The following is a 14901-nucleotide window of genomic DNA, read 5'->3' on the forward strand; positions in this document are numbered from 1 at the left end:
GATTACAGCGAATGCACCGGTGGCGATACCGAAGGCGGTGTTGATAAGGGCCTCCGAGATACCGGTCGAAAGTTCCGTCGAGTCAGGAGCACCGGAAGCGGCAAGAGCCTGGAACGACTTGATCATACCCATCACAGTTCCGAGAAGTCCGACAAGAGTACCGAGAGTGGTAAGAGTAGCGACAATCGGGAGATTCTGCTGGAGGGCGGGCATCTCGAGGGCGGTAGCCTCTTCTACTTCCTTCTGGAGGTTGGCGATCTTCTGCTCCTTGGTGAGGACGGTGTTCTTATCCATCTCCTCGTAGCGAACGAGAGCTGCGCTTACGACTGCGGCAACAGAACCCTTCTGGTTAGCGCAGAGTTTCTGGGCACCGGCGATGTCACCCTTCTTGAGGCAAGCCTTCACACCGGCAACGAACTTTGTGATAGAACCTTTGCCCTTAGCGGAAGAGAGGGCGATCCAACGCTCTACAGAGAGCACGATAACGGTAAGGAAGAGGGTCTGGAGGATAGGCACGATGAAACCGCCTTTGTATACTGTACCCCAAAGATCCTGAGGATGTCCGGCCTCGTCAAAGTGGCTGTCGGCACCGAACCAGAAGATGAAGAGACAGATTGCCACGATAAAGCAGGCAACAATCACGAGGAAAGCGTTCTTGATACCGCGAACGTTCGAACCGCTGTCGTGGAGATTCTGAGTTTTGGCAGGGGCTGCACCTGCATTAGGCTTTTGAGCTTCCATAATTTTTTGTAAGAAAGTTTTTTTGATTAGTTAACTATTATAGATATTGTTGGTTTTGATTTTGGTTTATGCGGCTTGAAACATTGGTGACAGACATACCTGTACTATTGACTCACGGTTTAGCCAAGGTCAGAATGGTCAGAATGCGGACTGCACTGTCAACGTCCCTCCGGTATAGACTCTTCAAATATCATATCCGGCATCATTCAAAATGTCTAAAGCCGGATTAGGATATGCAAATTTATTATTAGTTTTCTTATCCCGCAAATTTTATCTATCTATTTTTTCATTCGAAAGGCCATTCAGAGCGTTCTTAGCATTAATATATGTTCCATAGCATATTTTTAGAAAACAATTCCCGAAATAGGCATACAATCGTATGTAAACCGAAACGAATGGCGGCTGATTAAGCGCCTTCGCCATCGCCGGCGGTGCTCACAAGCAGCAACACATCGCCCATATAAAGACGTGTGTCGCCCTTCGGCACTATGTAGCTGTCGTCACGACGCACCATCACGGCAAGCACATCAGCCGGCAGCCCGATTTCCTTTAGAGTGTTCCCGTCGGCAAGCATTCCCGAGGTGATTTCAAGTTCCCTCGTGGTAGCCGCTATATCATCGGATATATCTATGCCGTTGAATGCCCGCTCCTTCACAGGGACACTAAGTCCGAGCCAACGGGCCATCGCATTGACGGTAGTGCCCTGTAGCAGCAACGACAGTATCGTGATGAAGAACACTATATTGAATATGAACGACGACGACTCCACTCCTGGCGACACTACAGCATAGGTGGCGAAGATAATCGGCACCGCACCGCGCAGCCCCACCCATGCCACATACGCACGCCCCTTGAGCGTGTAACCACGGAACGGAATAAAAGAAACGAACACCGCCGCCGGACGAGCCACAAGCATTATGAACAGACCCAGCGCGATGCCAGGCACCACCACCTGGAGCAATTCATGAGGATTGACCAGCAGTCCGAGCGTGAGGAACATTATTATCTGAACGAGCCATGTGAACCCGCCGAAGAAGGTGGTTATAGTGCGACGCACCGCCAATCGCTTGTTGCCGACCACCAGACCTGCCATATAAACGGCAAGGTAGCTGTTGCCGCCTATAAGCTCCGTAAGCGTAAACGTAAAGAACACGCACGAAATCACCATCACCGGATAAAGGAACTCATTGTCTACACGCAGGCGGTTGATTACCCACACTGTAAGATAGCCGGAGCACAGTCCTCCAAGAGCGCCGAACAGGAGCTGCACCACGAGAGTCACCGACGAGTGCAGCAAAAGATCGCCTGTCGTCTCATGATGTCCGTTACCCTCCATTATCCCTATCAGAATAACCACCAGAAGGTAGGCCATCGGATCGTTCGAGCCGCTTTCTAGCTCGAGGGTAGGACGCAGACGCTGTTTAAGCCCCAGCTTGGCCGAATCGAATATCGAAAAAACCGAGGCCGAATCGGTCGACGACATTATGGCCGCTATAAGCATAGATTCAATCCATCCGAACGAATGCTCAGGTACAAGCCAGTGAAACACGTAATATATGAACACTCCGGTTATCCCGGTAGTCAGCAACACGCCCACGGTAGCCAGCACGAGTCCGGGCACCAGCACAGGACGTATGTCGGAAAAGCGTGTCTCCAGACCTCCGGTAAACAGGATTATAGACAACGCGATCATGCCGACAAACTGTGCGGAGAAGGCCGAATCGAAATGCAGCCCGAACCCGTCGACGCCGGCCAGCATACCCACACCGAGGAACAACAACAGGGCAGGCATGCCGAAACGGCTGCCGGCCTTGCCCACCAGAACGCTCATCATAAGCATCGCAGCTACCACGAGCATTATATTGCTGCTTGTAATCTCAATCATCGGCTGCAAAGATACGGCTTTTTGCCTTACCTCGCGCCCGATACATGCATCTAATTCCAATCATGATAAAATAGCAACTATAGATTTCATTATTTTTTACTATATATTAAGAGGCTTAACGATAAATTAACTACCTTTGCACGAAATTTTTCCCGTCAACATAATTATGGTTATGGCAATATCTATAAACCTAAGGAAAGGACTCGACATAAACATACGTGGAGCAGCCGCGGTGTCACAGCCGGTGTCCCGCATGCCCGACAGATGTGCCGTCATTCCCGACGATTATCCCGGCATTACGCCGAAAGTAGATGTCAAGGAGGGAGATAAGGTTCTTGCAGGCACTCCGTTGTTCCACGACAAGCAATTCACGGATGTCAAGGTAGTGTCGCCGGTGGCAGGCACAGTCGAGGCAGTAGTGCGCGGCGAGCGCCGCAAACTTGAACGCATCGTAATCGTTCCGGATGCTACCGGCGCGGACGCATGCGTCCAGCTGACGACTCCCGTCGCCGACAGCACGACGGCACAGCAGCTGCTGCTCGACTCCGGCCTGTGGGCGCAGATGCGCCAGCGTCCTTACGGCATCGTGCCCCGGCCCGGCACAGCGCCCCGCGACATCTTCGTCACCACTTTCGACTCCGCCCCATTGGCGCCCGACATGGCGGCATTCGCCGGTGACAAACTTGCTGAGCTGAATGCCGGCGTAGCTATGCTCAAACGCCTGACTGACGGCGACGTATATGTCGGAGTCCGTCCCGGAAGTCCGTTAAGCGCCATAGAGGGCGCAACCATCGTCACTGTCAGCGGCCCTCATCCCGCAGGCAATGCCGGAGTGCAGATAGCCAACGTCAAACCGGTCGACAAAGGAGACATCGTATGGGCTCTCGACCTCCCCACCCTGCTCCGCATAGGCGTCCTCGCCCTACATGGCAAGCTATGTTCCGACACCATCGTGGCCCTGACCGGCTGCGAGGTCACCGAGCCTAAGTACGTCCTCACAAAGCAGGGCGCCGACATGGCCACCCTCATGAAAGGCGAGATAAACGACGACGCCATCCATCATCGTGTGATTTCCGGCAACGTGCTCACCGGCATACCGGTATCGTCAGAAGAAGGGTTCCTGCGCTATCCCTACAACCTCGTGACCGTGATCGCTGAAGGCGATGACGTGGCCGACTTCCTCGGATGGGCGTCACTTTCGCCGCAGAAGATGAGCGTCAGCCGTTCGTTCCCGGGCCATTTCATCAAGAAAGCGTTCTGCCCGGACGCACGCATCCTCGGCGGACGCCGCGCGATGATCATGTCGGGCGTCTACGACAAGGTGCTCCCGATGGACATACTGCCTGAATACCTCATCAAGGCATGCATCGCACGCGACATCGACCGCATGGAACAGCTCGGCATATACGAAATCGTGCCCGAGGATCTGGCACTGTGCGAGTATGTCGATCCCTCGAAACTCGAGCTGCAGAAGATCCTTTCCGAGGCGCTCGACTATATGTTTAAGGAACTCAACTGATTTCTATCGTGAAAGCTTTAAGAAAATATCTCGACCGTATCAAGCCTCAATTCCGCCCCGGCGGCCGCCTGCACGCCTTCGAGTCGGTGTTCGACGGATTTGAGACGTTTCTGTTCACGCCGACGACGACATCACGTTCCGGCTGCAACATCCACGACAGCCTCGACTCAAAGAGGGTGATGATCATAGTGGTGCTGGCACTCGTTCCGTGTCTGCTGTTCGGTATGTTCAACATCGGCTACCAGCACTGGATGGCCATAGGCGACATGAGTTTCCCATTCTGGGAGATGTTTGCCTACGGATTCCTGGCACTCCTGCCAAAGCTTGTGGTATCATACGTGGTCGGCCTCGGCATCGAATTCGCCGTGGCCCAATGGCGCAAGGAGGAGATTCAGGAAGGATTCCTCGTGTCAGGCATCCTGATTCCGCTTATATGCCCTGTCGACACCCCACTATGGATGATGGCAGTAGCCACCGCATTCTCCGTGATATTCGTAAAAGAGATCTTCGGAGGTACAGGCTACAATATCTTCAACGTGGCGCTTGTGACCCGCGCATTCCTATTCTTCGCATATCCGTCGAAAATGAGCGGTGACGGCGTTTTCGTGTCGACCGGAAGCATCTGCGGCCTTGGCGAAGGCACTGTCGTAGACGGATTCTCGGGAGCCACACCTCTGGGGCAGGTCGCCACCAACGTAGGCGACAAGCTGATGCTCACCGACGTCACCGGACGTGCATTGAGCTACTGGGACATGTTCCTCGGCCTGATACCCGGCTCCGTAGGCGAGACCTCAACGCTGTGCATCCTCATAGGCGCCGTCATCCTGCTCGCCACAGGCATAGCCAGCTGGCGAATAATCCTGTCGGTATTTGCCGGAGGTTTCCTGATGGGCCTCATAGCCCACAGCTTCCCCACCGAGCTTTATCCGGCCACTATGCTCACCCCTCTTGAGCAGATCACACTTGGCGGATTCGCCTTCGCGGCGGTATTCATGGCCACCGACCCCGTCACGGCTGCCCGTACCGACAAAGGCAAATATATCTACGGATTCCTTATCGGCGTGATAGCCGTCATCATCCGCACCTACAACAACGGATACCCGGAAGGTGCAATGCTGGCAGTGCTACTGATGAACGCGTTGGCTCCGCTGATCGACTACTGTGTGGTGGAGGGCAACATACGCCGTCGCATGCGCCGTCTTAACTCAAAAGCGTGAATGTCATGAATAAGCAAAGCAACGTTTACACCATTATCTATATAATAGTGATGGTGGTGGTAGTGGGTGCGGCACTCGCTTTCACTGCACTGGGACTGAAGAGCCGCCAACAGGAGAATATCAATGCCGACAAGATGAAGCAGATTCTCGCATCAGTGCACATAACTCCTGCAAAAGATTCCGTGACTGTCGATTTCGACCGCTACATCACGCGCTCTTTGATAGTGAACTCACTCGGCGAGGAGCTCCCCGGCAACGCTTTCGATATAAACACGGCCGAAGAAGCAAAAAAGCCTGTCGACCAACGTGCCCTTCCTGTCTATGAATGCACTCTGGCACCGGGCGACGTAAAATACATAGTCCCTGTCAACGGTGCAGGACTATGGGGTCCGATATGGGGGTACGTAGCCATCGATTCCGACGGTTCGACCGTCTATGGCGCATACTTCGCCCATCAGGGCGAGACTCCCGGCCTTGGTGCGGAAATCGAGAAGCCCGCATTCTCCGACCAGTTTGAAGGAAAGCACATGTTCAAGGATGACAAATTCCTGCCGGTCGCCGTAATGAAGGCCGGACAAGTGCCGACCAACGGCGAGGACTATGTAGACGGCATTTCGGGAGGCACCATCACCTCGAAAGGTGTCGGTTCGATGATCGACAACTGCATCGGCGCATACTCGATGTTCCTTAAGACACTCTCAGAAAATCAAACACGGTAAGTCATGGCTACAGAAAACAAAAATCTGAGCACATTGCTCAACCCGTTGTCGAAAGACAACCCCGTGATTGTCCAGATTCTCGGCATATGCTCATGTCTGGCAGTCACCGCCAAGCTCGAACCGGCATGCGTCATGGGCATATCAGTGATTGCCGTGCTCGCATTCTCCAATGTGATAATCTCATTGATCCGCAACACCATCCCCACAAACATACGAATAATCGTGCAACTCGTGGTGGTGGCAGGTCTGGTAGTAATCGTCAACCAGCTCCTGATAGCCTACCAGTACGATGTCAGCAAGCAGCTGTCGGTGTTCGTGAGCCTGATAGTCACGAACTGTATTCTCATGGGGCGTCTTGAAGCGTTCGCCATGGGCAACAAGCCATGGCCGTCGTTCCTCGACGGTGTGGGCAACGGCGCAGGCTACGCCATAATACTGATAATAGTGGCTTTCTTCCGCGAACTTCTCGGAAGCGGCACACTGTGGGGCGTGCAGGTGATACCGCAAATATGCTATGACCACGGATATGCCAACAACGGTCTGATGATCCTGCCGCCGATGGCACTCATCGTCACCGGATGCATCATCTGGGTGCATCGTTCAGTGAATAAAGACCTTCAGGAATAACAACACATACATACACAAGTAGCAACAATGGAGAATTTCAATATTTTCATCAGGTCGATTTTCGTCGACAACATGATTTTCGCCTACTTTCTGGGTATGTGCTCGTTTCTTGCCGTATCCAAGAAAGTAAAGACAGCACTCGGTCTGGGTGCCGCAGTCACATTCATGCTCGTAGTATCGCTCCCGATCAACTATCTGCTTGAAAACTACGTGCTGCGTGCCGGCGCATTGCAATGGCTCGGCCCGGAATATGCCGACGTGGATCTGAGTTTCCTGTCGCTGATAATGTTCATCGCGGTCATTGCCTCGCTGACGCAGCTGGTGGAGATGGCCGTCGAAAAGTTCAGCCCTTCGCTCTACGCTTCCCTGGGCATCTTCCTGCCGCTGATAGCGGTGAACTGCGCCATCCTCGGCGGTTCGCTTTTCATGCAGCAGAGAGACTTCCCCAACGTCTGGACCGCGACATGCGCAGGTGCGGGATGGGGTCTCGGATGGCTTCTCGCCATTGTGGCGATAGCTGCCATACGTGAGCGCCTCCAGGAGTACAGCAACATACCCAAGCCCCTGCGCGGAGTAGGCATAACATTCATAATCACCGGTCTTATGGGCATCGCGTTCATGAGCTTCCTCGGAATAAAACTCTGACATATCGATGAATACTCTATCATTGACCATACTTGCCACTACCGGCTCTCTCACCGTGATTTCCGGAGTGGTGATATTTCTGATAATAACCCTCCTGCTGGTGACGATGCTTCTTGTTGCAAAGAAGTTTCTCGTAAAGACCGGTCAGGTACGCATCAACATCAACAACGACAAGGACGTATTCGCCCAGTCGGGCAAAACGTTGCTGTCGACTCTTGCCGACCAGAATGTATTCCTCTCCTCCGCATGCGGTGGAAAAGGAAGCTGCGGACAGTGCAAGGTGCAGGTATTCGAGGGCGGAGGCAACATCCTCCCCACCGAGACAGTACACTTCACACGCAAGCAGATGAAGGACCGTTGGCGTCTCGGATGCCAGGTAAAGGTGAAGGACGACATGAAGATCGGAGTGCCCGCATCGGTTCTCGACGTAAAAGAGTGGGAATGCGAGGTGATCTCCAACAAGAATGTCGCCACGTTCATCAAGGAATTCATCGTGGCTCTTCCTCCGGGCGAGCATATGAACTTCCTCCCCGGCTCGTACGCACAGATAAAGATTCCTGCCTACGATATGGACTACGACAAGGATATCGACAAGTCGCTCATTGGCGAGGAATACCTGCCGGCTTGGGAAAAATTCGGACTCTTCTCCTTGAAATGCCGCAACACCGTGCCTACGGTAAGAGCCTACTCCATGGCCAACTATCCTGAAGAAGGCGACCGTATCATGCTTACGGTGCGCATAGCCACTCCACCATTCAAGCCGAAACCCCAGGTAGGATTCCAGGATGTGATGCCGGGAATAGCCTCAAGCTACATATTTACCCTCAAACCTGGCGACAAGGTGGTGATGAGCGGCCCTTACGGTGACTTCCACCCCATATTCGACTCGAAGAACGAGATGATGTGGGTAGGCGGCGGTGCCGGCATGGCCCCCCTGCGCGCCCAGATCATGTATATGACGCGCACGCTCAACACCACCGACCGTGTGATGAACTACTTCTACGGTGCACGTGCGCTCAACGAGGTGTTCTATCTCCAGGACTTCCTGCAACTCGAGAAGGACTTCCCCAACTTCAAGTTCCATCTCGCCCTCGACCGGCCGGATCCGGCAGCAGATGCAGCCGGCGTGAAGTACACACCGGGATTCGTCCACCAGGTAATCTACGAGACATACCTGAAGAACCATCCCGCACCGGAGGATATCGAATACTACATGTGCGGACCGGGCCCTATGAGCAAAGCCGTGGAAAAAATGCTTTGGGATCTCGGTGTTCCTTCGGAGAATCTCATGTACGACAACTTCGGCGGATAAAACAAGAACTCCAATCACAACATCGGCGGTGTGCGTTTGACACACCGCCGTTTTTGTGTCCCGGCCGGAGGACTGGAACATCATCGATACGTCACCCGACTGACTCCGGCGCGTCAGTGCGGAGGAGGAAATCCATGGATTAAAATTCCTATAATTCTTGTGAAATTTTGTAACGCCGGCATGTCTTTCCGCATCTTTTCATTAACTTAGCGCTATAATAACCCTCATAGCCAATATTTCAATATGTCTGAAAATAATATGTTTGACGAAAACGATGCCATAAAATTCATCCGCGCTTACATGCCGGAGGAGATAGCCATGAAATATAGCGATGACGAGATCCTCAACATCATCGACATGATATGGGATTTTTATGAGGACAACGGCTTTCTGGAACTTCCGTCGGACGATGACGATCTTACAGAGCCTGAACTCCCTCAGATCATGGAATACGTCAACAAGATGCTCGCCAAGGACAAACTCGCTGTGGTCGACAAGGCCGACGTGCACTACATTGTAGAGGGCGAAATCGCCTACGAGAAAACGCTCGAAACAGAGATATGATGCCATGTCAAGGATTTTACTCGTCATATTATCCCTATGCATCCTGTCCGGAACAGACAGCACCTCTGCCCGAGCCGAGAATATCTTCCAGAAAATAGCACGCATTGGCGCCAATCCCGACAAACATAAGGGTGACAGCATCGCGCCTCCAAAATCCATTACACTGGAAAAAAAATCAAAGAAAAAAGATTATACCGAATCGACCGACCCTCTCGAACTGTCGCTTGACGAAAACCTGGCTGTTCCTCATATCGGCGACAAGCAGAAACAGGCTGTCACCGGCTACATGAATGAAGTAGCCAAAAAACTGGCGCAACGCAAAATAGCCCGGATAGAGACCATGCGGTCGGGTGAAGTGGTCGTTGCTACAATTGGCACAGATCTGCTCTTCGCGCCAAACGACACGGTGCTGCGCTCAACCGCACCTGAAATCCTCTCCCCCTACAGGTCTTTGCTCAGCCGCGGCATATATAAATTCGTGATCACATGCCATACCGATGACACCGGTTCAACCTCATATACCGACCGGCTCAGCGAAGCGCGTGTCAATGCCATCGACATTTGGCTGTCGCGCAACCTCCCTTCGGAAACGGTCGTAGTGCCATATGCGCTCGGCGCTACCGAACCGATGTATCTAAACGACTCGCAGTCGCACCGCGCATCCAACCGCCGCATCGAGATTTTCATAGTCCCGGACGAGCGGCTTATCGACCTCGCCAAATCCGGTAAACTATCCGATAACGGAATATCGAAATAAGCATATTTCTTCACCATACAGCAATACGCCCACACACAATGAAACCTATCCTCTACAGTGCCGTGCTCATCGCCATGTCGATGTCTGTGGCTTGTACCACCTCACACGCTTCCACTCCGAATTTCTCAGTGACTACAACCATACCTCCCGAAGGGAAAAACAAGATGACATATCTGGTCAACAGGGAGACAGGCGACAAGGTTGACAGCCTGCTTGTAACGGACGGTGCAGTCAAATTCTCCGGGACAGTAGCCGACCCGTATTACGCACGCATACTTGTCGGCGACAAGCGTGGTCCGTCATTCATAGTCGAGCCGGGAGATATCGTAATCGACCAGGATGGTGCATGCACATCCACCCCTCTCAACAAGGAGATGAAAGCATTTACTGACCGTTACCGCGAGATTGCAGGTTCGCTCCAGACGCTTCCCTCGGATTCACTGCGCCAAGAGGCGATTGACAGATTCCAGGTCTCTGCCGACTCAATCATGAATGCGCATCTGTCAGATCCCATCGGGCGCATTTTATTCCTCGACAAAGCATCGGAATGCCGCTCGACTGCCGAACTTGAGTCACTGTTGAAAAAATACCCCATGTTCCGTGAAAACAAAAACGTGGCCGACCTCGCCAAAAGTCTCCACAACGCGGAAATAACCTCTCCCGGCCATAAGTTTACCGACTTCTCCGTCGACTACAACGGCAAGACTCAGAAGCTAAGCGACTATGCCGGTAAAGGCAAATGGCTGCTCGTTGATTTCTGGGCAAGCTGGTGCGGACCGTGCCGTCGTGCCATGCCGCTTCTGAAAGAACTTTACGGACAATATAAGGACAAGGGGCTTGAAGTACTCGGGGTTGCCGTATGGGACGAACCCGCCGACTCCGAACGTGCCGCCAAACAGATGCAGTTGCCATGGCCTCAGATTATCGACGCCCAAAAGATTCCTACAGATCTCTACGGCATATACGGCATACCGCATCTGATGCTTATATCGCCTGACGGTACTATTGTGGCCCGTGGAATCGAAGGGGAGGAATTACGCAAAGCTATCGCCGACTCATTTGCTACTCCTGCTCAGGAAACATCCATCGGACAGTAGCGCTCCAAGCCAAAAGGCATATTACCCATCCGACTGCCGCACCGACAGCGTCGGCACCGAAATCGGCCCAATCCTCACCACGGCCAAGACCCATAGCGCCTTGCAGCAGTTCGATTGCTCCGCCGAAAAGCACGACAATAAGCATATACACAGTCAACAACCCCTTAGGCGCGCGCACCGAATCATCAAAACGGTGCGCCGCTTTTTTTCTCAAAGCATCAAGACCCATGCACAGCATCATGCCCATCATCATGATTGCGTGCACCACCTTGTCTGCGCCCTCGAAAAGCTCGATCCTGCGTCCCTGTAGCGGATCGGGCCATAAAGTCAGATATGCTATCGCAAGAAAGCATACAATACTCAGCGTCCACGCCGGTAATCCTCGTATCAGCAGTCTGAACATGGCTTGATATTTTTTACAGTCACTCCCGGAAGTCCGCGTCGCAGACGTTCGCAGAAAATGGTCGTCAAAGCATTGCTCGTGCTGCCGTTACCGGCCGGATGCACCATCGTAAGCGCCTTCTCGGCAGGCTGCCATTCGGCGGAATCAACCTCTACCGACAATTTAAGCTCCTGCCCCGGCACGGCGCGGGCAAGAAAACCGATCATAAGCAACCCCTTGCGGCTGAACCACCATGTGCCCGCAAGTTCAAGGGCCTCGATGTCAAGTCCCGTTTCCTCCTTTATCTCCCGCAAAGCGGCCTCCTCCGCCCTCTCGCCCGGAGTCATATAGCCCGACACGAGATTGCAGTATTTAGTGCTTATATACGCCTGACGCTGCAACAGCACTTCGTCGCGTTCGTTCGCCACAAGTGCGATCACACACGTTGAAAACATATCGAACCACGGCTTTCCGCACTTGTCGCACCAGGGCACCAAGCCTTCGTCGCCAAGTTCACGGGCATCCAGCAAACTGCCGCAATCCGGACAATAAGTAAATCTCATAGAAAACTTTTTACCGATTAAATAGCTGAAACAATACGGTCATACCGACCTTTTCAATCTATAACGCGCCAAGCGGTCTTTTTTGTTTAAGAGGCTGTTTAAAAACGGCCCTCCTGCCTAAGAGCTTCTTATGAAAGACATCCTTGAATTATGCCACGCGCATTGAGCAGGCGTTCAAGCTTATGGACGAACTCATGGTTTTTCAGCCCCCAGCGTGGACTTATAAGCATGTCACCCGGCGACTGGCTCGTGAATCGCTCTATCGCTATAGCCGGATTCAGCCGGGCAACCAGATCGCAACACAGATCGAGATAGCCGTCGACCGACAAGGATTGCACCGACTCTTTCCCCTCGGCCACGTCATCGGCAAGGCGGGTGCCTCCTACGACCTGCAACTGATGAAACTTCACTGTGTCCGGACAGAGCAGATTCAACGCAGCGACAGTCTGTAGCATCATGGTACGGCTCTCACCGGGAAGTCCCATTATCAGATGAACGCCCGTAAAAAGCCCTTCTTTCCGTGCCATATTAACGGCAAAGACTGTATCGGCCCACCTATGACATCTGTTCACACGCCTCAGAGTCATGTCATGAGCGCTCTCCGCACCGAATTCCATCATCACAAACCGGCCTTCGCGCAACAGACCGCCGAGAAAACGTGCCGTCGGCCTGTCGAAACAATCAGGGCGCGTGCCCACAACTATTCCATCGATATCATCCACGGCAAGGGCCTCCTCACATGCCTCCTTGAAACGCCCGAGGCTGCCGTGTGTCGATGTGTACGATTGGAAATAGGCAAGGTAGCGCATATCATTATATTTCCTGGAGAAAAATCGCCTACCCTTGTCAAGTTGCACGGCAATACTGTCCGTAGCAAGGCAATAAGCGGGTGTAAACGCCATGTTATTGCAGTAGGAACAACCTCCGTGACCGATAGTACCGTCACGGTTGGGACAGCTGTTTCCGGTATTCACCGAGAGCTTCTGCATTTTCCCATCGAAATGCTCCCCCAGGAAATCAGCGTAATCTCGATAATGCTTCTCCATCACCACCTCATATCCTGGCCGCACGATTGAGCAGGGCGGCATCGAGCAATGTCATTGCAGCCATCGCCTCGACTATCGGCACAGCACGTGGCAGCACACACGGGTCATGGCGACCACGCGCATGCAATACGGCATCAGCACCCGAGTCATCTACAGTTGCCACCTCACTCAAAAGAGTCGCTACCGGCTTGAACGCAACGCGCATTACGATATCCTCTCCATTGGAGATACCACCCTGAATTCCCCCGGAATTGTTCGAAAGGAAACGCGGGCGTTCACCCGTCCCACGACTCTCCATACTATCTATCATCTCCGAGCCGCGCCGGCAGCAGCCAGCGAAGCCCATTCCATACTCAAACCCCTTGGCGGCATTTATGCTCAGCATGGCGGCGGCAAGCATCGCGTGAAGCTTGCCGAACACCGGCTCGCCAAGGCCTGCCGGAATACCGCGCACCACGGCAGTAACAATCCCTCCTACCGTATCACCCTGCTTTTTCACATCCAGTATCAACCGCCTCATATCCTCGGCGGCTACCGAATCCGGACAACGCACGTCGTTGGAATCTATAAGGTCAAGGCCGTACCATGCTCCGTCTCCATTCATGGCCACATCCCCTACACGCGAGGTGTAAGCCGAAACAGCCACTCCGGGATAGATCGCATGAAGCGCCTGCATGGCTACAGCACCCCCTACCACGCGGGCTATTGTCTCGCGGGCCGACGAACGACCTCCGCCCCGGTGATCGCGGAGTCCGTATTTATTATTATAAGTATAGTCTGCATGGGATGGGCGGAACACATGACGCATATTCTCATAGTCACTCGAATGATGATCCGCATTCCTCACGACGAAACCAATAGGCGTTCCGGTAGTGACACCATCCATTATGCCGCTGAGGAACTCCACGCGGTCAGTCTCCGAACGGGCCGTGGTTATCGCCGACTGCCCGGGACGCCGTCTGTCAAGCTGACGTTGTATGGCATCGGTGTCGAGCGCGACGCCCGACGGCATCCCGTCTATGACTCCGCCTATCGCAACACCGTGAGACTCTCCAAAGGATGTCAGACGGTATATATTGCCAAATGTGTTGATACTCATATATTTCAGTGCTCAGGATTGTAATGTTGCTATATCGGCTACGACACCGCCAGTGTAGGCTATGAGGTCAGATGGTGCTATACGAAACTGTAGTCCACGCATGCCGGCACTCACATACACATGGTCGTAGTCATTTATCGTAGAGTGGAAAAAGGTGGGAAAAGGCTTCTTCATGCCTATCGGCGAACAACCGCCACGGATATAGCCAGTAAGGGGCAACAGTTCCTTCATCGGAATCAAATCCGCCTTCTTGGCGCCGGCCACACGTGCCGCGGCCTTGAGTTCGACCTCCATATTGCCGGGAATCACACACACGAAATGTCCCGATCGTTCTCCGTTCAGGACAAGCGTCTTGAACACCCGATTGATATCCTCCCCAAGCTCTTCCGCCACATGATCGGCCGCAAGATTATCCTCATCCACCTCATAGGGGATCAGTTCATATTTTATACCGGCCTTGTCAAGCAGACGTGCGGCGTTCGTCTTGGCCGTGCCTTTCGCATTCTTTCCCATAAGACAACATATAGCGAAGTGTATAAATAGACAAAAATGAGAGTGTGCGTCATATGATGACGAATACTCTCATTCCTTAAGAGGTCCCAAGCAGAATCGAACTGCTGTGCACGGTTTTGCAGACCGTTGCCTAACCACTCGGCCATGGAACCATTGTTTTGACGGTTGACGGATGCAAAGGTACGGTCTATTAAGTTAATATGCAAATTTTATCG

General features: G+C 53.0%; 16 protein-coding genes and 1 tRNA gene. 9 read left to right on the forward strand and 8 right to left on the reverse strand.

What is annotated here, in order from left to right:
- On the reverse strand, nt 1–741 hold a 741-nt coding region (locus QZ303_RS01930), incomplete at its 3' end, for a MotA/TolQ/ExbB proton channel family protein (RefSeq protein ID WP_295728337.1).
- A gap of 406 nt (nt 742–1147) precedes the next feature.
- Nucleotides 1148–2626 carry a potassium/proton antiporter gene (locus QZ303_RS01935; protein ID WP_295728338.1) on the reverse strand — a complete coding sequence of 493 codons (1479 nt, stop codon included), beginning with the start codon at nt 2624–2626 and terminating at the stop codon, nt 1148–1150.
- 172 nt (nt 2627–2798) lie between these two features.
- On the opposite strand from QZ303_RS01935, the gene QZ303_RS01940 reads away from it, so the two are divergent.
- The 9 genes from QZ303_RS01940 to QZ303_RS01980 all read left to right on the forward strand — a co-directional run bounded on the left by QZ303_RS01940 (nt 2799) and on the right by QZ303_RS01980 (nt 11083).
- Complete coding sequence (locus tag QZ303_RS01940) at nt 2799–4145, forward strand: Na(+)-translocating NADH-quinone reductase subunit A (protein WP_295728340.1); 1347 nt, start codon at nt 2799–2801, stop codon at nt 4143–4145.
- Between the two features lie 8 nt (nt 4146–4153).
- Entirely contained in the window at nt 4154–5362 is a 1209-nt protein-coding gene (locus QZ303_RS01945) for an NADH:ubiquinone reductase (Na(+)-transporting) subunit B (protein WP_295728342.1), read from the forward strand.
- Between the two features lie 5 nt (nt 5363–5367).
- Nucleotides 5368–6081: an NADH:ubiquinone reductase (Na(+)-transporting) subunit C gene (gene nqrC / locus QZ303_RS01950; RefSeq protein ID WP_295728343.1), complete on the forward strand. Its 714-nt coding sequence runs from the start codon at nt 5368–5370 to the stop codon at nt 6079–6081.
- 3 nt (nt 6082–6084) lie between these two features.
- On the forward strand, nt 6085–6708 hold the full coding sequence (locus tag QZ303_RS01955) for an NADH:ubiquinone reductase (Na(+)-transporting) subunit D (RefSeq protein ID WP_295728345.1): 624 nt from the start codon (nt 6085–6087) through the stop codon (nt 6706–6708).
- A gap of 27 nt (nt 6709–6735) precedes the next feature.
- Nucleotides 6736–7353 carry an NADH:ubiquinone reductase (Na(+)-transporting) subunit E gene (gene nqrE, locus QZ303_RS01960; protein WP_295728347.1) on the forward strand — a complete coding sequence of 206 codons (618 nt, stop codon included), beginning with the start codon at nt 6736–6738 and terminating at the stop codon, nt 7351–7353.
- Nucleotides 7354–7360: 7 nt separating this feature from the next.
- Nucleotides 7361–8665, forward strand: coding sequence for an NADH:ubiquinone reductase (Na(+)-transporting) subunit F (gene nqrF, locus QZ303_RS01965; protein ID WP_295728349.1), 1305 nt, complete (start codon nt 7361–7363; stop codon nt 8663–8665).
- 243 nt (nt 8666–8908) lie between these two features.
- Nucleotides 8909–9229 (forward strand): hypothetical protein, encoded by a 321-nt coding sequence (locus QZ303_RS01970; protein ID WP_295728350.1) that lies wholly within the window; start codon nt 8909–8911, stop codon nt 9227–9229.
- A 4-nt stretch (nt 9230–9233) separates the two neighbouring features.
- Complete coding sequence (locus tag QZ303_RS01975) at nt 9234–9986, forward strand: OmpA family protein (protein ID WP_295728351.1); 753 nt, start codon at nt 9234–9236, stop codon at nt 9984–9986.
- A gap of 38 nt (nt 9987–10024) precedes the next feature.
- Nucleotides 10025–11083, forward strand: a complete 1059-nt coding sequence (locus QZ303_RS01980; RefSeq protein ID WP_295728353.1) for a TlpA disulfide reductase family protein — start codon at nt 10025–10027, stop codon at nt 11081–11083.
- Here QZ303_RS01980 and QZ303_RS01985 read toward each other — a convergent pair.
- The 6 genes from QZ303_RS01985 to QZ303_RS02010 form a co-directional block, all read right to left on the reverse strand.
- Nucleotides 11049–11486 (reverse strand): VanZ family protein, encoded by a 438-nt coding sequence (locus tag QZ303_RS01985; RefSeq protein ID WP_295728355.1) that lies wholly within the window; start codon nt 11484–11486, stop codon nt 11049–11051. The two genes, QZ303_RS01980 and QZ303_RS01985, sit on opposite strands and share 35 nt — an antisense overlap.
- On the reverse strand, nt 11471–12028 hold the full coding sequence (locus tag QZ303_RS01990; RefSeq protein ID WP_295728356.1) for an NUDIX domain-containing protein: 558 nt from the start codon (nt 12026–12028) through the stop codon (nt 11471–11473). The genes QZ303_RS01985 and QZ303_RS01990 overlap by 16 nt, the downstream gene beginning before the upstream one ends.
- 128 nt (nt 12029–12156) lie before the next feature.
- A complete protein-coding gene (locus QZ303_RS01995; protein WP_295728358.1) occupies nt 12157–13116 on the reverse strand; it encodes a TIGR01212 family radical SAM protein in 960 nt (319 codons plus the stop codon).
- Complete coding sequence (aroC, locus tag QZ303_RS02000) at nt 13082–14173, reverse strand: chorismate synthase (RefSeq protein ID WP_295728359.1); 1092 nt, start codon at nt 14171–14173, stop codon at nt 13082–13084. The genes QZ303_RS01995 and aroC overlap by 35 nt, the downstream gene beginning before the upstream one ends.
- A gap of 12 nt (nt 14174–14185) precedes the next feature.
- Entirely contained in the window at nt 14186–14686 is a 501-nt protein-coding gene (gene ybaK, locus QZ303_RS02005; RefSeq protein WP_295728361.1) for a Cys-tRNA(Pro) deacylase, read from the reverse strand.
- 81 nt (nt 14687–14767) lie between these two features.
- Nucleotides 14768–14838 (reverse strand) — tRNA-Cys (locus QZ303_RS02010).
- Nucleotides 14839–14901: the final 63 nt, after the last annotated feature.

Origin of the sequence: uncultured Muribaculum sp., from assembly GCF_910583865.1 — a bacterium.
In the GTDB taxonomy this organism is placed as follows: domain Bacteria; phylum Bacteroidota; class Bacteroidia; order Bacteroidales; family Muribaculaceae; genus Muribaculum.